The sequence below is a fragment of the Actibacterium atlanticum genome (assembly GCF_000671395.1).
Classification (GTDB): domain Bacteria; phylum Pseudomonadota; class Alphaproteobacteria; order Rhodobacterales; family Rhodobacteraceae; genus Actibacterium_D; species Actibacterium_D atlanticum.
The window spans coordinates 79,676-98,600 of sequence record NZ_AQQY01000005.1 but is presented as its reverse complement, the minus strand read 5'-3'; the positions used below and the strand labels follow the sequence as shown (position 1 = coordinate 98,600).

The 18,925-nt window shown below is 59.1% G+C and carries 25 protein-coding genes and 1 riboswitch; of the genes, 5 read left to right on the top strand and 20 right to left on the bottom strand.

Annotated elements, in window-relative coordinates:
- Positions 1-33: 33 nt before the first annotated feature.
- Positions 34-678: a 50S ribosomal protein L25/general stress protein Ctc gene (locus ATO10_RS09105; RefSeq protein ID WP_035250759.1), complete on the top strand. Its 645-nt coding sequence runs from the start codon at positions 34-36 to the stop codon at positions 676-678.
- A 64-nt stretch (positions 679-742) separates the two neighbouring features.
- On the opposite strand, the gene hmuQ is transcribed toward ATO10_RS09105, so the two are convergent.
- Positions 743-1,063, bottom strand: coding sequence for a heme-degrading protein HmuQ (gene hmuQ / locus ATO10_RS09100; protein ID WP_035250756.1), 321 nt, complete (start codon positions 1,061-1,063; stop codon positions 743-745).
- 134 nt (positions 1,064-1,197) lie between these two features.
- Between hmuQ and pth the strand changes: the two genes are divergently transcribed.
- Positions 1,198-1,872 carry an aminoacyl-tRNA hydrolase gene (gene pth, locus ATO10_RS09095; protein ID WP_035250753.1) on the top strand — a complete coding sequence of 225 codons (675 nt, stop codon included), beginning with the start codon at positions 1,198-1,200 and terminating at the stop codon, positions 1,870-1,872.
- Between the two features lie 68 nt (positions 1,873-1,940).
- The gene (locus ATO10_RS09090; protein ID WP_035250749.1) at positions 1,941-2,312 is read left to right on the top strand and encodes a DUF2237 family protein; all 372 of its coding nucleotides are present in this window, start codon (positions 1,941-1,943) and stop codon (positions 2,310-2,312) included.
- Here the strand turns inward: ATO10_RS09090 and ATO10_RS09085 are convergent.
- From ATO10_RS09085 to ATO10_RS09045, 9 genes are all read right to left on the bottom strand, one after another.
- Complete coding sequence (locus ATO10_RS09085) at positions 2,297-2,803, bottom strand: helix-turn-helix transcriptional regulator (RefSeq protein WP_035250746.1); 507 nt, start codon at positions 2,801-2,803, stop codon at positions 2,297-2,299. The genes ATO10_RS09090 and ATO10_RS09085 overlap by 16 nt on opposite strands.
- A 48-nt stretch (positions 2,804-2,851) precedes the next feature.
- Positions 2,852-3,403 carry a hypothetical protein gene (locus ATO10_RS09080; protein ID WP_035250744.1) on the bottom strand — a complete coding sequence of 184 codons (552 nt, stop codon included), beginning with the start codon at positions 3,401-3,403 and terminating at the stop codon, positions 2,852-2,854.
- Between the two features lie 79 nt (positions 3,404-3,482).
- On the bottom strand, positions 3,483-4,016 hold the full coding sequence (locus tag ATO10_RS16515; protein ID WP_051598054.1) for a hypothetical protein: 534 nt from the start codon (positions 4,014-4,016) through the stop codon (positions 3,483-3,485).
- Positions 4,017-4,202: 186 nt separating this feature from the next.
- Positions 4,203-5,456 carry a tryptophan synthase subunit beta gene (gene trpB, locus ATO10_RS09070; protein ID WP_035250741.1) on the bottom strand — a complete coding sequence of 418 codons (1,254 nt, stop codon included), beginning with the start codon at positions 5,454-5,456 and terminating at the stop codon, positions 4,203-4,205.
- 72 nt (positions 5,457-5,528) lie between these two features.
- Positions 5,529-5,825 carry a hypothetical protein gene (locus ATO10_RS09065; RefSeq protein ID WP_035250739.1) on the bottom strand — a complete coding sequence of 99 codons (297 nt, stop codon included), beginning with the start codon at positions 5,823-5,825 and terminating at the stop codon, positions 5,529-5,531.
- Positions 5,826-5,843: 18 nt separating this feature from the next.
- A complete protein-coding gene (locus tag ATO10_RS09060) occupies positions 5,844-6,509 on the bottom strand; it encodes a phosphoribosylanthranilate isomerase (protein ID WP_035250737.1) in 666 nt (221 codons plus the stop codon).
- Between the two features lie 9 nt (positions 6,510-6,518).
- On the bottom strand, positions 6,519-6,878 hold the full coding sequence (locus tag ATO10_RS09055) for a lipopolysaccharide assembly protein LapA domain-containing protein (protein WP_202898655.1): 360 nt from the start codon (positions 6,876-6,878) through the stop codon (positions 6,519-6,521).
- 6 nt (positions 6,879-6,884) lie between these two features.
- The gene (gene ihfB / locus ATO10_RS09050) at positions 6,885-7,175 is read right to left on the bottom strand and encodes an integration host factor subunit beta (protein ID WP_035250732.1); all 291 of its coding nucleotides are present in this window, start codon (positions 7,173-7,175) and stop codon (positions 6,885-6,887) included.
- 106 nt (positions 7,176-7,281) lie between these two features.
- A complete protein-coding gene (locus ATO10_RS09045; RefSeq protein ID WP_035250729.1) occupies positions 7,282-7,509 on the bottom strand; it encodes a hypothetical protein in 228 nt (75 codons plus the stop codon).
- Between ATO10_RS09045 and ATO10_RS09040 the strand changes: the two genes are divergently transcribed.
- Entirely contained in the window at positions 7,508-8,443 is a 936-nt protein-coding gene (locus tag ATO10_RS09040) for a glutaminase (protein WP_035250727.1), read from the top strand. The genes ATO10_RS09045 and ATO10_RS09040 overlap by 2 nt on opposite strands.
- A 63-nt stretch (positions 8,444-8,506) precedes the next feature.
- Here ATO10_RS09040 and rpsA read toward each other — a convergent pair whose 3' ends face one another.
- From rpsA to ATO10_RS09000, 8 genes are all read right to left on the bottom strand, one after another.
- Positions 8,507-10,186, bottom strand: a complete 1,680-nt coding sequence (gene rpsA / locus ATO10_RS09035; protein WP_035250724.1) for a 30S ribosomal protein S1 — start codon at positions 10,184-10,186, stop codon at positions 8,507-8,509.
- Between the two features lie 198 nt (positions 10,187-10,384).
- Positions 10,385-10,636 carry a DUF6525 family protein gene (locus tag ATO10_RS09030; protein ID WP_035250720.1) on the bottom strand — a complete coding sequence of 84 codons (252 nt, stop codon included), beginning with the start codon at positions 10,634-10,636 and terminating at the stop codon, positions 10,385-10,387.
- Positions 10,637-10,767: 131 nt separating this feature from the next.
- On the bottom strand, positions 10,768-11,451 hold the full coding sequence (locus ATO10_RS09025) for a hemopexin repeat-containing protein (RefSeq protein WP_035250717.1): 684 nt from the start codon (positions 11,449-11,451) through the stop codon (positions 10,768-10,770).
- A 93-nt stretch (positions 11,452-11,544) separates the two neighbouring features.
- Positions 11,545-12,162, bottom strand: coding sequence for a (d)CMP kinase (cmk, locus tag ATO10_RS09020; RefSeq protein ID WP_035250715.1), 618 nt, complete (start codon positions 12,160-12,162; stop codon positions 11,545-11,547).
- A complete protein-coding gene (locus tag ATO10_RS09015; protein ID WP_035250713.1) occupies positions 12,159-12,560 on the bottom strand; it encodes a GFA family protein in 402 nt (133 codons plus the stop codon). The genes cmk and ATO10_RS09015 overlap by 4 nt, the downstream gene beginning before the upstream one ends.
- Entirely contained in the window at positions 12,557-13,906 is a 1,350-nt protein-coding gene (gene aroA, locus ATO10_RS09010; protein ID WP_035250709.1) for a 3-phosphoshikimate 1-carboxyvinyltransferase, read from the bottom strand. Before aroA ends, ATO10_RS09015 begins: the two co-directional genes overlap by 4 nt.
- A 155-nt stretch (positions 13,907-14,061) precedes the next feature.
- Positions 14,062-14,775 carry a tRNA (guanosine(46)-N7)-methyltransferase TrmB gene (gene trmB / locus ATO10_RS09005; protein ID WP_051598052.1) on the bottom strand — a complete coding sequence of 238 codons (714 nt, stop codon included), beginning with the start codon at positions 14,773-14,775 and terminating at the stop codon, positions 14,062-14,064.
- A gap of 42 nt (positions 14,776-14,817) precedes the next feature.
- Positions 14,818-15,690, bottom strand: coding sequence for a LysR family transcriptional regulator (locus ATO10_RS09000; protein WP_035250704.1), 873 nt, complete (start codon positions 15,688-15,690; stop codon positions 14,818-14,820).
- A gap of 94 nt (positions 15,691-15,784) precedes the next feature.
- Here ATO10_RS09000 and ATO10_RS08995 point away from each other — a divergent pair, with 94 nt between their 5' ends.
- A complete protein-coding gene (locus ATO10_RS08995) occupies positions 15,785-16,066 on the top strand; it encodes a DUF1330 domain-containing protein (RefSeq protein WP_035250700.1) in 282 nt (93 codons plus the stop codon).
- A 79-nt stretch (positions 16,067-16,145) separates the two neighbouring features.
- On the opposite strand, the gene metK is transcribed toward ATO10_RS08995, so the two are convergent.
- On the bottom strand, positions 16,146-17,327 hold the full coding sequence (gene metK, locus ATO10_RS08990) for a methionine adenosyltransferase (protein ID WP_035250697.1): 1,182 nt from the start codon (positions 17,325-17,327) through the stop codon (positions 16,146-16,148).
- A 6-nt stretch (positions 17,328-17,333) separates the two neighbouring features.
- Positions 17,334-17,383: riboswitch (SAM-SAH riboswitch) on the bottom strand.
- A gap of 33 nt (positions 17,384-17,416) precedes the next feature.
- Positions 17,417-18,922 carry an apolipoprotein N-acyltransferase gene (gene lnt / locus ATO10_RS08985; RefSeq protein WP_238323444.1) on the bottom strand — a complete coding sequence of 502 codons (1,506 nt, stop codon included), beginning with the start codon at positions 18,920-18,922 and terminating at the stop codon, positions 17,417-17,419.
- Between the last annotated feature and the right edge of the window lie 3 nt (positions 18,923-18,925).

Below are 18,925 nucleotides of genomic sequence, written 5' to 3'. Positions count from 1 at the left end.
CTGGAGGATGCCCATAACTTAGGAGTTAGAAACATGGCTGGTCAGATTCCTGATCTTGAAGTCACGGTTCGCGCGGGGACAGGCAAGGGAGCCGCTCGTCAAGCACGTCGTGAAAATATGGTACCCGGTGTCGTCTATGGCGGCGGCGAAGACCCTGTATCGATCAACATCCCCTTCAACGAGCTGTTCAAGCGTCTGAAGCAGGGCCGTTTCCTGTCGACGCTGTTCAACATGAAAGCCGAAGGCATGGAAGACGTCCGCGTCATCTGCCGTGGCGTTCAGCGTGATGTGGTCAAAGACCTGCCGATCCACGTCGATTTCATGCGCCTGCGCCGCAACTCGCGCATCAACCTGTTTATTCCGGTTGAGTTCACCGGCGAAGAAGTATCGCCCGGCCTGAAAAAAGGCGGTGTTCTGACGGCTGTACGCCCTGAGATCGAACTGAAAGTAACTGCTGGCGATATCCCCGAGAAGATCGCAATCGACATCAGCGAGCTGGATGTGGGCGATATTGTACACATCAACGATGTGACCCTGCCCGAGGGCACCCGCCCGATGATCACCGACCGTAACTTCGTCATCGCGAACATCTCGGCTCCGTCGAGCCTGCGTTCGGCTGATGATGAGGGCGAAGGTGGCGAAGAAGCAGCGACCGAAGAGGCAGCGACCGAGGAATAATCCTCAGCCTCTCTCAGATTTTCAAAAGCGCGGCCTTCGGGTCGCGCTTTTTTGTTAGGACGTGTCAGCTTTCGTGCAGAACCGTTTCAAAGCCTTCGAAGTTCGGATGTCCGGCCATGACCCCGCGGCTGCGTCCCTGCCCGGCATTCTTATGCGAGTCGCGAAACTGCTGAGATTTGGTCCATGCTTCGAAATCAGCGCGGCTGTCCCAGATCACGTGACTGGAATAAAGCGTATATTCGTCGGTCTTCGCGCCTTTCAGCAAGCGGAACTCCACAAAGCCTTTCATCTCTTTCAGGTTTCGGTCCCGGTTGCGCCAGATTTCTTCAAAATCTGCCTCACGGCCGGGGGTGATTTTAAAACGGTTCATCGCAATAAACGACATTTTGGGGGCTCCATTCTCAGGGGATAAATCTGGCTTGGAACGCACCGTGCGTCCTTGCTGTGCCGCAATAGATTGAATTCCTGCGGTCAGGTCAATATCGTCAGCCCGAATTCAATGCACCATCGGGGCAGGTTATGAAACTCTTGGTTGGGTTGGGCAATCCAGGCCCGAAATACGCGGGAAACCGGCACAATATCGGCTTTATGGCGCTGGATCGCATCGCCGAGGATCACGGCTTTGCGCCGTGGCGGTCCAAGTTTCAGGGGCTGTTGGCCGAGGGCCGTCTGGGGCGAGAGAAAGTACTTTTGCTAAAGCCCGAAACCTTCATGAACCGGTCCGGCCAATCGGTGGGTGAGGCCATGCGCTTTTACAAGCTGACACCCGAGGATGTCATCGTGCTGCATGACGAACTGGACCTGGCGCCGGGCAAATGCCGCGTCAAGCAAGGCGGCGGGCATGCTGGCCACAACGGGCTGCGCTCGATCCATGGGCATATCGGCGAAAGCTATGGCCGGGTGCGTCTGGGCATTGGCCATCCGGGCCATAAGGACCGCGTTTCAGGCTATGTGCTGGCCGATTTTACCAAGGCCGATCAGAGCTGGCTGGAAGACCTGTTGCGCGGGATCAGCGACGGCGCAGGCCACCTTGCCGATGGCGACAGTGGCAAGTTCATGAATGCCGTATCGCTGCGCACTGCACCGCCCCGGTCATCGACGTCAAAACCCAAGGAAAAACCAGCGCCCGTACAGGCTGTCGCGCCAGAAGACACGCGCTCGGCAATGCAAAAACTGGTCGACAAGTTCAAATAAACTCCTGACCTTGCGCCAAACCTGCAAACCTGACAGGCTACGCGCGCACCCGCTATGGAAGCTTACCCATGCAAATGGACCCGTCTGAAAACGTCTATGGTGACCCGCTTGAGCCCTGTGGCTACAGGCCAAAAACCGGGTTCTTTCGCGATGCACACTGCAATACCTGTTCGGAAGATGCCGGAAGTCACACCGTTTGCGCGGTGATGACGGCCGAGTTTCTGGCCTATTCCAAATATGTCGGCAATGACCTGTCTACGCCGCGCCCAATGTTTGAATTTCCCGGCCTTAAACCGGGCGACAGCTGGTGCCTTTGTGCCAGCCGTTTTTTGCAGGCCCATGACGAAGGCTGCGCGCCCAAGGTCAACCTGCGCGCAACCCACCGTCGCGCCTTGGCCATCGTACCTTTGAATGTGTTGGAGCTTTACGCGACCGCCTGATCTTTGACCAACGCGTCATCCATCAGGTCGTCGATGAACAGGCTCAGCAATTGCGGTCTGCCCGATACACCCGCTTTGCGGTAAATCGCATTGGTCTGCGCCTTCACCGTGCCCTCAGAGGTTTGGCGCAAAGACGCGATCTCTTGTGTCGACAGCCCCTTTATCGCGAACAGGGCAACGTCGCGTTCAGCTGGGGTCAGTTTCCAGTCGACAAATCGTTCTTCCATCAGCTCGATGAATGCGCCCGAGGCCAGCCGCAACTTCTCTTCGGCGGCCGCGGTTTGGCGCATGGTTCGGTGCAACGCGATCGCACCCAGCATCACGCCCAGGATCAACCCCAGTGCCGCGCCAATCTCCATCATCTCGCGAATGTGCCATGCAACCGGGCGTGCACGCGCACCAAATACGGTCAGCACGATATCGGATACAAAGAAGATCGCACAGGCAACCTGTACGCATAACACGACAATGATAAATCCTTTGCCGCTCACCTTCTCCCCCGGACCTTGTCTGTTGCTCTTTTCGTTTATCGCATTCACCTAGCGCCCAAAACGATCTTCTACTGCGTCACGCACATCACCCCTGTCGCGATCATCTCTTTCATCGTTTTCGTCATCTTCATCATCTTCGTCGTCTTCGTCATCATCTTCATCGTCGCCGTCGTCATCATCATCATCGTCGTCGTCGTCATCATCTTCATCGTCGCCGTCGTCATCATCATCATCGTCGTCGTCGTCGCCATCTTCATCGCCGCCAGACCCAGCCCCACCGCCGGACGCGCTTTCATGGTCATCATCATCGCCTGGGTTCAACAAAGGCAGATTGTCATCGTCGTCAATTTCCCAGAAATCTCTGAGTATTTCTCCGGTGCGCGGGTTGAAGATGATCTCGCGCTCGATCCCGTTGCCTTCAGCCTCCAACCGGACACGACCCAAAAAAGTCCGCGACCGTTCGATCCGCGTGTAGCCCTGCGCCTTGAGTTCGGCGATCAGGGCCTGCTCAACTGTTTGTGCAAAACCCGCTCCGGCCGAGGCCAGACTAAGCCCGGTCGCTAGCGCGATCCGCATCAGGTTTTGCGAGAAACTAGGCATATAAATCTCCGGTCATGACCGACGGACGATCCGATGGAGCGCGGTTGCGCGCTCCATCTTCACGATCCTGGTCAAACGATTAACCGCCGAAGCGACCACCCGATTTGCCATCACGGCCTTTGTCATCATCGTCGTCATCGTCGTCGTCGTCATCATCATCGTCGTCGTCGTCATCATCATCGTCGTCGTCGTCGTCATCATCATCATCGTCGTCGTCGTCATCATCATCGTCGTCGTCGTCATCATCATCATCGTCGTCGTCGTCATCATCATCATCATCATCGTCGTCGTCTTCGTCAGCTGGCTCAATCTCTTCTTTGATCAGATTGCCTTCGCTATCGTACTTGCGCTCAATCTTCTGACCATCTTCGATGATCTCTTCTTCGATCAAGTTCCCGTCTTTGTCGTAGGTGTACTCAGCTTTGCTGCCAGTTCCCCCCGACGCCTCAATCTCATAGGTGTTGCGCTTCTTTTCAACTTCGATCCGGGTATAGCCCTGCGCGGCCAGATCGGCGGCGATATCGTTCAGAACTTCGTCTGTGGTTTGAGCCAGCGTTGTGGTCCCCATCAAAGCAACCGTCGCAGTAACAGCCGAGAGTGTTTTCAGTTTCATAGTCCAATCCTTTCACAGTCAGCCCGCCCCATGCGTGCCGTCGCGAAAGAGATGCCAATCATCGCAAACCGAAAAAATCGGCCTCCGGTTTATTCTGACCTAATTAAACCGGGGGTCGAGGGCCATAAACTTGGGTTTAGGGCTGAAAAAAGAACCCCCCGCGCAATACGGCGGGGGTTTTGGGGGTTACTCGACCGTGCGCCCTTCAGTGTCGGACATGTCAAAACCAAGATGGGCCGCGACGGTTTGCACGTCTTTATCGCCGCGTCCGCACATGTTCATCACAAGGATATGATCCTTGGGCAGATCAGGCGCGATCTTCATCACATGGGCCAGCGCGTGGCTGGGCTCCAGCGCCGGGATGATCCCTTCGGTCGAGCACGACAGTTGGAACGCTTCCAGCGCTTCACGGTCAGTGATCGAGACATACTCGGCGCGGCCGGTATCATTCAGCCAGCTGTGTTCAGGACCAATGCCCGGGTAATCCAGCCCGGCCGAAATCGAGTGGCCTTCCAATATCTGGCCATCATCATCCTGCAGCAGATAGGTGCGGTTCCCATGCAGCACGCCGGGGCGGCCGCCGGTCAGGCTGGCGCAATGCTCCATCTTGTCATTCACGCCCTTGCCGCCGGCTTCGACACCAATGATGCGGACTGATTTGTCGTCAAGGAACGGATAGAACAGGCCCATGGCGTTGGAACCACCACCGATCGCAGCAATGATCGTATCGGGCAAGCGGCCTTCGCCTTCTTGCTCTTCCAACTGCCAGCGCACCTCTTTGCCGATGATCGACTGGAAGTCGCGCACCATCGCAGGATAAGGGTGCGGCCCGGCCACGGTGCCGATGCAGTAGAAGGTTTCGCGCACGTTGGTGACCCAGTCGCGCAGCGCGTCATTCATCGCGTCCTTCAGCGTGCCACGGCCACTGGTGACGGGCACGACCTCGGCACCCAGCAGACGCATGCGGAAGACGTTGGGCGCCTGACGCTGCACATCATGTGCCCCCATATAGACAACGCATTTCAGACCAAAGCGGGCACAAACAGTGGCGGTGGCCACACCATGCTGCCCTGCGCCGGTTTCGGCGATGATGCGGGTTTTACCCATGCGTTTGGCCAGCAAAATCTGACCCAGCACGTTGTTGATCTTATGCGCGCCGGTATGGTTCAGCTCGTCGCGCTTCAGGTAGATCTTGGCACCGCCCAGATGATCCGACAGGCGTTCGGCGTGATACAGCGGCGAGGGGCGGCCGACGTAGTATTTCCACAGATAGTCCATCTCGGCCCAGAAATCGGGATCGTCCTTGGCCTTATCGTACTCTTCCTCAAGGCTCAGGATCAGCGGCATCAGGGTTTCCGACACAAAGCGGCCACCATAGATGCCAAAGCGGCCCTTTTCATCGGGTCCGTTCATGAAGCTGTTGTACAGGTCATCGGCCATTTTGCTCTCCCGTGTGCTGCCCTAGCGCGTTTAAAGCCTATATAGGGCGCGGTAAAGCCACACACAGGAAAATCACTCGGCGTTCAGCTCTTCGAACCAGCTTTCAGCTGCTTGAGCCGAAGTGGGCAGCCTGAGAGAGGGATAGCTGATCGTTTGCGCTTCGGGCATCTCAGGGGTGAAGGCTGCGGCAGCCTCCTGATTGTCCCAGACGCTTAGCACAAAGACAGCCCCCTTTTTGTGAAACACCTTGGATGCGGTGTTGCCCGGGGTGGACTTTGCTGATCGGCACTGACGCCGCGCGCCGCCAAGCGCCGTGACTGTCGCCCCTAACCCCCTGACCTTTCGACCTGACACCAACACCGTATACATCGCCAACGCCCCCTCAGATCACTTCAGGCTGGGCACGGGGCCCGTTTGCGCGGCCTTGATAAAGGCGCGGATTTTGTCCGCGTCTTTTACCCCCGGCGCGCTTTCCACACCCGAGGACACATCAACCTGCTTGGCACCGGTCATCTGCACGGCGGTGGCAACGTTTTCCGGCGTCAGCCCGCCTGCCAGCATCCACGGCACGGCCCAGCGGCGCCCTTCCAAAAGGCGCCAGTCAAAGGACAACCCGTTGCCGCCGGGCAAGTCTGCGTTGCGAGGCGGCTTGGCATCGACAAGGATCTGATCGGCGACATAGGAATATTCGGCCAGCGCTGGCAAATCTTCGGCATCCGCGACGCCAACGGCCTTCATCACCGGCAACCCATAGCGCGAGCGGATTTCCTGCACCCGCTGAGGGGTTTCGGCGCCATGCAATTGCAACATGTCCAAAGGCACTTTGTCGGTGATCTGATCCAGCAGGGTATCGTCCGCGTTCACAACCAAAGCAACCTTGGCGACGCCCACGGGCACCTCTAACGCCAAAGCAGCAGCTTGTGCGACCGACACGTTGCGCGGCGACTTTGGAAAAAAGACAAAGCCCACATAGGCCGCACCGGCCTGTGCCGCCGCCGCGACATGGTCTGGCTGCGTCAGGCCGCAGATTTTGACACGAGTCTGGAGGGTCATATCGCGCGTTTAACGCGCAGCGCTGTCGCCATCAAGCAGCGCCAGCACATCATCGCCCTTGGCCGGGTCAGGCTGGCGCAGCTTTTTCACTTCGCGCTCCAGCTTTTTGGCATCGCGTTTGGCACGGTCGCCTTCGGCACGCAAACGCGCCTCACGCAGCCATTCCCAGACAAACCCGATCAACAAACCCGCGATGATCCCGCCAAAGACGACGACAAACATCGGCAGTTGGATATCCAGTTGCATGCCGGAAAAACCGGCGATGTCTTCGGGCAGCAGTTTAAGGTGAACAAGCTGGCGGTTGGCCAGTGCAACAGTGACAAGGCAAAGCCCAAGGGCTGCCAGAAACAAGTAACGCAGGTAGCGCAGCATAGATCAGTCCGATTCATTCCCATTGAGGCGGTCACGCAAAAGCTTACCCGTTTTAAAGAACGGAACAAACTTCTCTTCAACCTCAACAGCCTCGCCGGTGCGCGGATTTCGGCCAGTGCGCGCATCGCGCTTCTTGACCGAGAACGCGCCAAAGCCGCGCAGTTCAACCCGGTCACCATCGGCCATCGCCGAGATAATCTCTTCAAAAACGGTGTTCACGATACGCTCAACATCCCGCTGATAAAGATGTGGGTTTTCGTCTGCAATCTTCTGAATCAATTCAGACCGGATCATTGAAGCCTTCCCTCCCCCGTGACGCCGCGCGTTATTTCGCGTTCGAGCATGTCTTATAAGCCTGCCAACTATAGGCACTTTTTAAGCAGGCGACAAAGAGAAAGCGTTAATAATCAAAGAGAACCATGCGATTTCCTGCGATCTGAACGGCAAATGGCCCGCTCTTGCCAGCCCCTGCGACCCACCACAGCACCCCGACTGACCGATGCCGCGCTGCGGCCCGGGCTTTTTCCGCGCCTGCGAAGCCCTTGATTCGCAGCCCCGCCCGTGCGCGCCACGCCGCTTTCCCCTTGTCGCGCTCGGCCAGAGCGATACACCATCTGTCAAAAGACATGTCCAAACCAGGGACCAAGCCGATGGACTATGAAGGTATTCTGGCGCAAATCGCGCAAGAGATCGCGGCCCAAACCGATCGCGGCACCCCGGCGGACTATATTCCCCAGCTGGCCTGCGTGGACCCCGCCCATTTCGGGATGGCGGTAGCGTTAGCGGACGGACGGGTGTTTACAACCGGCGAAGCCGACACGCGTTTCTCGATTCAGTCTGTCTCCAAAGTGTTCACCCTGTCATTGGCCTTGGGGCGGTTCGGAGACCGGCTATGGAGCCGGGTCGGAAGAGAGCCCTCTGGCCTACCATTCAACTCGATCCTGCAGTTGGAACATGAACAGGGCATTCCAAGAAACCCGTTCATCAATGCCGGGGCGCTGGTCGTCACCGACGCCATTCTTGCCGGCCATGCCCCGCGCGAGGTGTTGGGAGAGTTGCTGCGCTTTATCCGCGCCTGCGCCGAAGACGAGGATATCCACATCGACGATGCGGTGGCGCGATCAGAAACCCGGCACGGGGATCGCAACTTGGCGCTGGCGCATTTCATGGCGGCTCATGGCAACCTTCATCATGTCCCTGCCCTGACATGTGGCACCTACTTTCACCAATGCGCCATTGAAATGACTCCGCGCCAACTGGCCATGGCGGGCAGGTTTCTGGTTGGGGCGTCAGGCTTTCCGTCACAGATTTCAACGGGCAGTGTGCGCCGCATCAACGCCTTGATGTTGACCTGCGGCCATTACGATGGTTCGGGTGACTTTGCCTATCGGGTCGGATTGCCCGGCAAAAGCGGGGTCGGCGGTGGGATTCTTGTGATCGCGCCGGGGCGGGCTTCTATTGCGGTCTGGTCACCGGGGCTGAACGCTCAGGGAAACTCGGCTTTGGGCACTCTGGCGGTTGAACGTTTCGCCCAGAAAACCGGATGGTCGGTTTTCGGATAAAACGGGCATAAAAAAGCCCCGCAGATTGCTCTGCGGGGCCAATTTTCAGATATCAGGCGAGGTTTACTCGTCGCCCTTCAGAGCGGCACCCAGGATATCGCCCAGCGATGCACCCGAATCCGACGAACCGTACTGTTCCACGGCTTCTTTCTCTTCGGCGATTTCGCGCGCTTTGATCGACAGACCCAGACGACGGGTTTTGCCATCTACGTTGGTGACACGTACGTCGACCTTGTCGCCCACGCCGAAACGATCGGGGCGCTGCTCGGCACGGTCACGCGACAGATCGCTGCGGCGGATGAAGGACTTCATGCCTTCGTAATCCACCTCGATGCCGCCTTCTTCGATCGCTGTCACTTCGACAGTGATGATCGAACCGCGCTTGACGCCTTCGACAGCTTCCGAGAACGGATCGCCGCCCAGCTGTTTGACCGACAGGCTGATGCGCTCTTTGTCGACATCGACCTCGGTGACAACGGCTTTGACAACGTCGCCCTTGCGGTAGTTCTGGATGGCTTCCTCGCCGCGCTGATCCCACGACAAGTCCGACAGGTGAACCATGCCGTCGATGTCGTTGTCCAGGCCGATGAACAGACCGAATTCGGTGATGTTCTTGACCTCGCCCTCGACCTCGGTGCCGACAGGGTTGTTGTCTGCGAACACATCCCACGGGTTGCGCATGGTCTGCTTGAGACCCAGCGAAACGCGGCGCTTGGAGGTGTCGATCTCCAGAACCATGACTTCCACTTCCTGGCTGGTCGAAACGATTTTGCCGGGGTGAACGTTCTTTTTGGTCCAGGACATTTCCGAGACGTGAACCAGACCTTCAACGCCGGGCTCCAGCTCAACAAATGCACCGTAGTCGGTGATGTTGGTGACGCGACCGGTGTGGACCGATTCCAGCGGGTACTTGCCTTCGACGGTGTTCCACGGATCGTCCTGCAGCTGTTTCATGCCCAGGCTGATACGGTGGGTTTCCTTGTTGATCTTGATGACCTGAACCTTGACGGTTTCGCCGATCGACAGGATCTCGGAAGGATGGTTCACACGGCGCCAGGCCATGTCGGTGACGTGCAGCAGGCCGTCCACACCACCCAGATCGACGAATGCGCCGTATTCGGTGATGTTCTTGACCACGCCGTCCACGGCGTCGCCTTCAGCCAGTTTGCCGATAACTTCTGCACGCTGTTCGGCACGCGACTCTTCCAGAATGGCGCGACGCGACACAACGATGTTGCCACGGCGACGGTCCATTTTCAGGATCTGGAAGGGCTGCTTCAGACCCATCAGCGGGCCAGCGTCACGTACGGGACGTACGTCAACCTGCGAGCCGGGCAAGAAGGCCACGGCGCCGCCCAGATCGACGGTAAAGCCGCCTTTGACACGGCCAAAGATAGCACCTTCGACGCGCTGTTCGTCGGCATATGCTTTTTCCAGGCGGTCCCAGGCTTCCTCACGGCGGGCTTTGTCACGGCTGACAACAGCTTCGCCACGGGCGTTTTCAACGCGCTCAAGGAAGACTTCCACGTCGTCGCCAACGGCAACTTCGGGGGCTTCACCAGGATTTGCGAATTCTTTCAGTTCAACGCGGCCTTCCATTTTGTAGCCGACGTCGATGATGGCCTGACCGGCCTCGATCGCGATGATCTTACCTTTGACAACCGAACCTTCGGCAGGGGTGTCAATTTCGAAGCTTTCGTTCAGGAGGGCTTCGAATTCCTCCATTGATACGTTTTGAGCCATGTGGTCTCAGGTTCCTTTTTCAAACGTTTTATCTGGCCGAGCGGTTGTCTCCGCCGGTCTTGGTTGGTGTCCGCCTTGGGCGGAACGAATTGGTCAGACGTGCCATAAACAAAGAGGGCCGGAGGTTCCGACCCTGCTCGTCTCTTGTTTTTATGGCGTTGTTCGCCTTGTCGACGCGCGTTCTATAGAGGGAATCGCCTATCTGGGCAAGCCCAATGGGTCATCGCGGCGCAATGTGGCGATTTCTGCGGCCTCCAGACGGGCCAGGGCCGCCTCGGCCCCGCCGTCCTGCACAGCTTTGTTCCAAATGCGCCGGGCAGAACGGGCCGACCATGGCAAACGCGCCTGCGACAGCCATTGGCGCAGTTCGGGCGGCAAGGCGTCGTACTCTCGCATCGGGTTCACGGAGCGACGGCGGCGCAGTTGGGAGGAAAGGTTTCGGATCGTCATGCCAGCTGTAATGTTATGTTATACCATAACATCACGGGGTCGCGGATTTTGCAAGCCATTGCCAAGCTGCATCGGGCACCGGCCAAAGGATACCTTGAGTCTTCCTCTGGCCGGCTTCTGCGCACCTAAGTTTAGTCTTGGGAAAGCCTAAGGTATTGTGACCCCTTAAAGATATAGCAGCGCCCCCATTTCGTGGAATCCAGGCCTGCATCCGGGTTGTCCCATTGCGTCCCGGTTGGCCAGCCATCGGGGGATTGCGGCATGATGCCACCGCCATCGTTTCCGTGGCCCATCCTGTAGCCCGCCCATCGGCCCTGCCCCATGAAAACCACGTCGCGGGACCCAGTAGACACGGCACATTTCGCGCTTCCGACATTCATCAAATGCCAACCGTTAAACTCGTTCGCGGTGATCTTGGGGTAGTCATCATCCACGCCGACACCCGGGGCGTAGCGAATGTATTCATCGCCCTTGAAGAAATAGACCTTGCGCTTGGAACCGCTGTAAAACGCCGCGTCCACACGGGTTTCGCCATCGTCGTTAATCCAGGAGCTTGGCCAGCCAGTCCATACATCCACGATATTGCGCGGATAATCGTCATCCATCGTGCGGCGCTTTGGATCGTAGCGGCAATATTCAGAACCTCTGAAAAAGTAGAACTTGCCATTTGGGTGATGCAGCGCGGCATCCAGCCGCGTCACGCCTGGTTCGATCAGCCAACTCTCGGGCCAACCACCCCAGTTATCCACGATGTTTTTGGGATAGTCTTCATCTACCTTCAGCTGAGAAAATTGATATGGAAAAATGTCAGTCACGGTTTCCTCCTCTTGTGTGAAGGGAACCCTAACCGATCCGCGCCGCGATCATAACGAATTTGAGCACATCGGGGAATGCGACGGGGTTTGGGGCTATGCCCGGTCGTCTTTGCGCTGCTCGATCAATGCCAACGCCTGGGCCACTGCATCATTGATACTAAGGGTGGATGTATCCAGAACTACCGCGTCATCTGCCGCTTTCATCGGCGCTGTCGCACGTTCAGCATCACGTGCATCGCGTTCTTTCACATCTTTCAGAACTTGCGCGCGGGTGACGTCCTGCCCTTTGTCCGCCAGCTCCAAATAACGACGTTCGGCGCGGACTTCGGCGCTGGCCGTGATGAAAAGCTTTGCCTCGGCGTCGGGGCAGATCACCGTGCCAATGTCGCGCCCATCCAAAACCGCACCGCCCGCACGCCGGGCGAAGGCACGCTGGAAATCGACTAGCGCCGCACGAACCTCGGCAACTACCGCCACTTTGGAAGCCGCCTGCGCAACGGCAGGCGTGCGCAGATCACTGCGTGCAAGCGCTTCTGGTGTCAGCGATTTGGCGGCCTTGATGGCGTCGAGCCCATCCAATGTCTGCGCTCCAACGGCGCGATACAGCAAGCCGGTATCAAGATGCGCAAACCCAAAATGCGCCGCCACAGCCTTCGAGATCGTGCCCTTGCCTGCAGCCGCAGGTCCGTCGATTGCTACGGTGAAGCTCATGGTTCGATCTCCTTGTCGCCGCGATCTTGCGCCCAACATGGCAACGCCTGCCCGGCGCGGTAATAGTCGCCTTTGTCGGCGTAAAAGATATGCCCGTCCATGGTCAGGCCGGTGTCGCCATCCAGCGTGCCTGCCATGATATAAACCTTACCGTCATACTCTTCCCAAAACAGGTACGATCCGCAATTGGGGCAAAAGCCGCGCCGCGCCTGAGGCGAGCTCTCGAACCATTTCAGCTCCCCTTCGACGGTGACATTTTCCCAATCTGCAGGCGCCGCAGCCACATAATGACCGCTGATCTTGCGGCATTGGGTGCAATGGCAGGCAGTGACCGGCCCAAGCGGCTGATCAACCGTGTAGCGCAGCGCGCCACACAGGCAGCTGCCATTGAAGCTCATTCCGAGCGTACCAGCTGCGCGCCCAGACTCTCCATTAATGGTTCAAACACCGGGAAAGAGGTCGCAATCGGCCCCGCATCATCGACCGAGATCGGCTGTTGCGATGCCATACCGCCGCACAGAAAGGACATGGCAATACGGTGGTCCAACCGGGCCTCGGCTGTGGCCCCACCGGGAACACCACCCGGCCCCATCCCATGCACGATCAGCGTGTCTTCGTCTTCTTCAATGGTCACGCCACAGGCTTCCAGCCCGCGCGCCATCGCGTCAATCCGGTCAGATTCCTTGACGCGCAACTCTTTGACGCCGCGCATGACAGTTTTGCCATGGGCAAAGGCCGCCACAACCGACAGGATCGGGTATTCATCAATCATCGAAGGCGCGCGTTCGGGCGGCACCTCAATCCCCTGCATGTTGTCCGAGAACCTGGCGCGCAGATCGGCGACAGGCTCGCCGCCCTCTTCGCGCATGTTTTCAAACACCAGCTCGGCGCCCATTTCCTGTAAGGTGGTGAACAGACCTGCGCGGGTCGGGTTCAGGCCAATGCCCGGCACCAAAACGTCCGAGCCTTCGACGATCAACGCCGCGCACACCGGGAAGGCGGCGCTGGAGGGGTCACGCGGCACGACGATGGTCTGGGGCTGCAATTCAGGCTGTCCGGTCAAGGTGATCACGCGGCCTTCATCGGTGTCTTCCACCTTCACTTGCGCGCCAAACCCGGCCAACATCCGTTCAGTATGATCGCGCGTGGCTTCTTTCTCGATCACCACGGTTTCGCCCGGCGCGTTCAACCCGGCCAGCAAAGCCGCCGATTTCACCTGTGCCGAGGGCATGGGCACAACATAACGCGCCGGTACGGGCTCTGCCGCGCCAACGATGGTCATCGGCAAACGCCCACCATCGCGGCCATAGGATTTTGCGCCAAACGCGGCAATCGGATCGGTGATCCGCTTCATCGGGCGTGATCGCAACGAGGCATCGCCAGTGAACGTGGCACTGATCGGGCAGGTCGACATGGCCCCCATAATCAGCCTGACGCCCGTGCCCGAGTTGCCGCAATCAATCACATCCTCAGGCTCGGCAAAACCGCCAACGCCCACGCCATGCACGGTCCACTCTCCGGGGCCGTGATGGGTGACTTCAGCACCAAAAGCCCGCATCGCTTTGGCGGTATCCAGCACATCCTGACCTTCCAGCAAACCGGTGATCTTGGTCTCGCCCACCGCCATCGCTCCCAGGATCAGTGACCGGTGCGAGATAGACTTATCGCCGGGCACCTGCGCCTCGCCCTTTAAAGGGCCGGATTTACGAGCGGTCATCGGGATCGGATCACCATGGCTAGACATGCACAACTCCCCTGTATCTTGCGGTGTTTGCCCTAACCCATGGCGCCGCAAGCGTCCACTGCAATTCTGCGCGACACCTCAATCTGCCCCCACCCGAGGGGCAGACAGCCCCGAGACGTCTCTTGCGCGCATCGCGCGCACCGCTTGGCAAACGATCAAACCTTGCGGAATGTCAGATAATGGGGCACCCGCCCTTCGCGCAGGGCTTTTTGCTCATAACGGGTCGAATACCAATCGCCCCATGGCGTGCGCCAATCGTCGGGGCGCTCGGCCAACCACTCAAACCCGTGCTTCGGCACCTGTTCCATCGTCTGGCGCACATAATCAGGAATATCCGTCGCCACGCGGAAAATCGCGCCCGGCTTTAACGCGCGGTGCAAAGGCTCCAGATACTCGGGTGTCACGAACCGACGCCGGTGATGACGCTTTTTGGGCCAGGGGTCCGGGTACAACAAAAACGCCTTGGAAATACTCTCATCCGGCAGCACATCAAACATGTCGCGCACATCGCCCGGATGTACAGCGACATTCTCGACCCCTGCCTCGCGGATTTTGCCCAACAGCATCGCCACACCATTGATGAACGGCTCGCACCCAATAATGCCGACATTGGGGTTCTGGCTCGCCTGATGCACCATATGTTCGCCGCCACCAAAGCCGATCTCCAGCCAGACATCCTTGCCGCCAAACAGCCCGTCCAGATCAATCGGGTTGCGCTCGGGGTTTTCCTCCCAGCCGACAGCGCCCGGTGACAGCGCGGTCAGATCCGTCTCAAGATACGACTTGTGATTGTCGCGCAGGGTCTTGCCATGAATACGGCCATAGAAATTGCGCCACGGCGCGCCGGGATGTTTGTTCGAGCTGGTCATGGCCGCGCGTTTAACAAGCCTTGGCCCGCGCGGCAACGGGGCCTAGGCCACGAACAGGGCGCGGCGTGCTTTCAGGTCGGCCCGGATCGCCTGACGCAACGCCGTCACCTTGGCCGAGGGCCAGACGTCGGGGTGCCCCACCAGCCAGATATCCATGTACGGTGTAGGCGGCAACAGCGGCACCTGTACAAGCCCGTCTAAGGACCGGCCCAGAAACATCGGCATCCGCACCACGCCCAAGCCTGCCTGCGCCGCACCAGCCAAGGCAATCATATCATCGAACCGATACCTGATCCGACTGCTGGGCGAGGTCTGCAACACATGTTTGGGCAAGGTCGCGTGGGCCTCATAAACGATCCAGTCAATGGGCGCGGTCGGGTCCTCGGCAATCCGCGCCGCCCAATCCGCGCTGGCAAAACTGGCACTGTCTTGCGCGGCCAGCCGCAGCCCCGTCAGCGTATCCCCCGGATCGCGACTGACGCGCACGCCCAGATCGGCCTCGCGCCGGGTCAGGTCCAACAAATCGTTGGTTGCCTTGACCCGCAGATCGACATTTGGATGCGCCTCTGCAAAGGTCTGAAGCGCGGGCGCCAGCACATGCGCAATCAGCAACTGCGGTGCGGTCAGGGTCAACGGACCAGACAGGCGTTCATCGCGTCCTGCCAAGTGCCGCAGCAGGGTGTCTTCGCTTTGCTGCATCTCGCCAGCGTGGCGGGCGACCAAAAGCGCTGCTTCGGTCGGCTGATAGCCATCGGCCAGCCGTTCAAACAAGACTTCCCCCAGCGCAGCCTCCGCCCGCGCCACACGGCGCGCGACGGTGGTATAATTCACCCCCAACTGCGCCCCTGCACTGGCGAGCGACCCATGCCGGACAAGCTCCAACACGGTTTTCAGATCATCCCAATGTAAATTCATGCATGCATTTTCGCACGTATTGCATGCAAACACACGCGTTTTCGCGCAATTCGGGACGCCGTAGTTTGCCCCCACCCAAGCAAGGAGACCCCAAATGATCTATGCAACCGTAGAACTGACCATCACCGCCCCTGAAAGCTTCGCCGCCTATGGCGCCAAGGCCGGGCCGGCCCTGTCGAAATACGGTGGCCAGCCGATCGCCATGTCTGGCGAAGCCATCCGCATCGAAGGCGACGCCCCTGTTCCCAGCCGTGCGGTGATCTTGTCTTTCCCTGACAAAGAAGCTGCTCTGGGCTGGATCAACGATCCTGAATTCGCAGAAATCCACGCTCTGCGCCGTGGGTCAGGCCAAAGCGAAATCCTGCTACTGGCCTAAGCTATGCAGCATGCAATCTAGTGATCGAAAAAAGAGGCGCGCCCCAAATGGGACGCGCTGAAAAGGGGTGGATTGATCTTTACACCGCGTTTTTCAACGCGTCCGCCAGATCGGTACGCTCCCAGCTAAAGCCGCCATCGGCCTGCGGGTCGCGGCCAAAGTGGCCATAGGCCGCCGTGCGTTGATAGATCGGGCGGTTCATGCCCAGATGTGTCCGAATACCGCGCGGGGTCAGGTCCATGACCTTGCCAATGGCGGCCTCAATCGCGGCGTCATCCACCTGACCGGTGCCCATGGTGTCGACATAGATCGACTGCGGCTCGGCGATGCCAATCGCATAGGACAGCTGCACAGTGCAGCGATCCGCCATCCCGGCAGCAATCACGTTCTTGGCCAGATAGCGCGCGGCATAAGCCGCCGAGCGGTCCACCTTGGTGGGGTCTTTGCCGGAGAATGCACCACCGCCGTGGGGCGCGGCGCCGCCATAGGTGTCGACAATGATCTTGCGCCCTGTCAGGCCCGCATCGCCATCGGGGCCGCCGATCACGAACTTACCGGTCGGGTTGACGTGCCACACGGTGTTGCCGGTCAACCAGCCATCAGGCAGGGTTTCGGTAATGTAGGGCTCAATGATGTCGCGCACATCTGCGCTGCTCAAAGCCTCGTCCATGTGCTGGGTCGATAACACAATCGAGGTAACCTCGACCGGTTTGCCATCGGCGTACCGCACCGAAAGCTGCGACTTGGCATCGGGGCCAAGCGCCGGTTCCGCGCCCGATTTACGCACTTCGGCCAAACGTTCCAGAATGCCATGGGCATACAGGATCGGGGCCGGCATCATCTGAGGGGTTTCATTGGTGGCATAGCCAAACATGATACCCTGATCACCGGCACCTTCGTCTTTGCCCTCGGCTTCGTCCACGCCTTGCGCGATATGGGCCGACTGTTCATGCAAAAGGTTGGTGACTTCGACGTCACGCCAATGGAACTTGTCCTGCTCATAGCCAATGTCGCGAATGCAGTCGCGCACGATACTGTCGACACTGTCCTTCATTTCGACCAGCTTGTCAGCGTCGCTCAGCCCCACTTCGCCGCCCACAACAACACGGTTGGTTGTGGCGAAGGTCTCGCAGGCGACGCGGGCTTCAGGCTCGACAGACAAAAACGCGTCAAGCACAGCATCCGAGATACGGTCACAGACCTTATCGGGGTGCCCTTCCGAGACCGACTCGGAGGTGAATACATAATTCTTACGGCTCATGAGAAGTGCTCCATTGATTATACCCCCGCCACGTCAGGAAGCCGTTGTGACGGTTAATCCACCCCCGATAGGCGGGGCAAGCGCCCGGGTCAATCAGAAAGTCGTCCTCGTCGCGCCACACAGGCAGCAAGTGCCATAAGGATCAGCACCAATGCAGGCCAATCTCCCCAGCGGGCATAGACGGTGGGCGGCAAGGCGGGCGGAATGGGGGCGGTCAGTTGCCCTGCGGTGTTCAGAGGCAAGGCATGGGTGACACGCCCTCGCGCGTCGATCACCGCCGAGACGCCGGTATTGGCACTGCGCAGCATCGGCAGGCCCTGCTCCACCGCGCGCAAACGGGCCTGGGCCAGATGCTGATAAGGCCCTGAGAAATTTCCGAACCAGGCGTCATTGGTGATCTGTAACACCCAGTCAGGCCGTTCGGGGGCTGCGCGCAGATCTTGGGGGAAGACTGCTTCATAGCAGATCAGAGGCAGCACTTTGCCAAGCGGTCCAAGGTCCCACACCTGTGCACCCGGCCCGGCAGAGTAACCATAGCCCTGCCCCGCAGCCAGACCGAACAGCCCGAAGCGGGCGAAGATGTCAGCAAAGGGCATGTATTCGCCAAAGGGTACGAGGTGATGTTTGTCATAGCGCTGAACGACCGTGCCGGTTGCATCAATAACCGCAGCCGAATTATAGGCCCGCCCCGCTTCGCGCCGCTGTACCCCAAATACAATCGGTTTACCTGCCCCGGCCCGCGCCATTTCGCGCAACAACGGCTCCGCGCTACGCAGGGCATAGGCCACCGAGGTTTCCGGCCAAACGATCAGGTCTGGTGTGCCCGGCGCCTGCGTCAGGTCAAGCTGGCGCTGGAAAAACACCGGTATCTGGTCGCGTTCCCATTTCAGATGTTGCGCCGCATTGGGTTGAATTAATCGAACGGAGGGGGCCGGGTCCGAGATGGATTCGACCGGCCCATTCAGCAACACACCCCAGCCCAGAACGCTGGCCAAAACCATTGCAGCAGCCACCCCACCTACAAGGCCGAACGCAACAGGAAGCATTGCGACCAAAAGCGCCAGCGCTGTCAGTAAGCTTGGCCCACCCAGCGCCGCCAGCTGCAATACCGGGCTGGCGATCCACAGATGGCCAATTGATGCCCACGGAAACCCGGTAAGCACATATGTCCGGGCCAGCTCTGCGGCGCAAAGCGTGGTGATCAAAGCAATGGATCGTGCCCGACGCGGCGCAAAAAGCCATGCCGCGGCAAAGGCTGCAGCTGCCCAAAACAGTGCCAGACCGAACCCAAGCAGAACGATGGCGAAAGGTGCCATCCACCCGTGACGCGCGATGTCGACCAGAAAGGGTTCGATGATCCAGCTTAGCGCAGCCATGAAATAGCCACCCCCGCCAATCCACATCAAACGCGCGGCGCGACCGGGGGTCTGGGCCGGAAGCACCAGCCAGAACAGCGCCGCAAATCCAAGCAAGGCAAGGGGCCACAGGTTCAGCGGCGCTTGCCCGGCAGCCGCCAGCCCCCCCGACAGGAAGGCCGCGAACATCGCGGGGCGGCGCGCTGAACCGTCGCTGATCGCCACGCGCCCGATTCTCATGAA

Coding starts and splice junctions, on each gene's coding strand:
- ATO10_RS09105 (WP_035250759.1), top strand. CDS start 34: ATGGCTGGTCAGATTCCTGATCTTGAAGTCACGGTTCGCGCGGGGACA.
- hmuQ (WP_035250756.1), bottom strand. CDS start 1,063: ATGTCGTTTATTGCGATGAACCGTTTTAAAATCACCCCCGGCCGTGAG.
- pth (WP_035250753.1), top strand. CDS start 1,198: ATGAAACTCTTGGTTGGGTTGGGCAATCCAGGCCCGAAATACGCGGGA.
- ATO10_RS09090 (WP_035250749.1), top strand. CDS start 1,941: ATGCAAATGGACCCGTCTGAAAACGTCTATGGTGACCCGCTTGAGCCC.
- ATO10_RS09080 (WP_035250744.1), bottom strand. CDS start 3,403: ATGCCTAGTTTCTCGCAAAACCTGATGCGGATCGCGCTAGCGACCGGG.
- ATO10_RS16515 (WP_051598054.1), bottom strand. CDS start 4,016: ATGAAACTGAAAACACTCTCGGCTGTTACTGCGACGGTTGCTTTGATG.
- trpB (WP_035250741.1), bottom strand. CDS start 5,456: ATGGCCGATGACCTGTACAACAGCTTCATGAACGGACCCGATGAAAAG.
- ATO10_RS09065 (WP_035250739.1), bottom strand. CDS start 5,825: ATGTATACGGTGTTGGTGTCAGGTCGAAAGGTCAGGGGGTTAGGGGCG.
- ATO10_RS09060 (WP_035250737.1), bottom strand. CDS start 6,509: ATGACCCTCCAGACTCGTGTCAAAATCTGCGGCCTGACGCAGCCAGAC.
- ihfB (WP_035250732.1), bottom strand. CDS start 7,175: ATGATCCGGTCTGAATTGATTCAGAAGATTGCAGACGAAAACCCACAT.
- ATO10_RS09040 (WP_035250727.1), top strand. CDS start 7,508: ATGTCCAAACCAGGGACCAAGCCGATGGACTATGAAGGTATTCTGGCG.
- ATO10_RS09045 (WP_035250729.1), bottom strand. CDS start 7,509: ATGTCTTTTGACAGATGGTGTATCGCTCTGGCCGAGCGCGACAAGGGG.
- rpsA (WP_035250724.1), bottom strand. CDS start 10,186: ATGGCTCAAAACGTATCAATGGAGGAATTCGAAGCCCTCCTGAACGAA.
- ATO10_RS09030 (WP_035250720.1), bottom strand. CDS start 10,636: ATGACGATCCGAAACCTTTCCTCCCAACTGCGCCGCCGTCGCTCCGTG.
- cmk (WP_035250715.1), bottom strand. CDS start 12,162: ATGAGCTTCACCGTAGCAATCGACGGACCTGCGGCTGCAGGCAAGGGC.
- ATO10_RS09015 (WP_035250713.1), bottom strand. CDS start 12,560: ATGAGCTTCAATGGCAGCTGCCTGTGTGGCGCGCTGCGCTACACGGTT.
- aroA (WP_035250709.1), bottom strand. CDS start 13,906: ATGTCTAGCCATGGTGATCCGATCCCGATGACCGCTCGTAAATCCGGC.
- trmB (WP_051598052.1), bottom strand. CDS start 14,775: ATGACCAGCTCGAACAAACATCCCGGCGCGCCGTGGCGCAATTTCTAT.
- ATO10_RS09000 (WP_035250704.1), bottom strand. CDS start 15,690: ATGAATTTACATTGGGATGATCTGAAAACCGTGTTGGAGCTTGTCCGG.
- ATO10_RS08995 (WP_035250700.1), top strand. CDS start 15,785: ATGATCTATGCAACCGTAGAACTGACCATCACCGCCCCTGAAAGCTTC.
- metK (WP_035250697.1), bottom strand. CDS start 17,327: ATGAGCCGTAAGAATTATGTATTCACCTCCGAGTCGGTCTCGGAAGGG.
- lnt (WP_238323444.1), bottom strand. CDS start 18,922: ATGAGAATCGGGCGCGTGGCGATCAGCGACGGTTCAGCGCGCCGCCCC.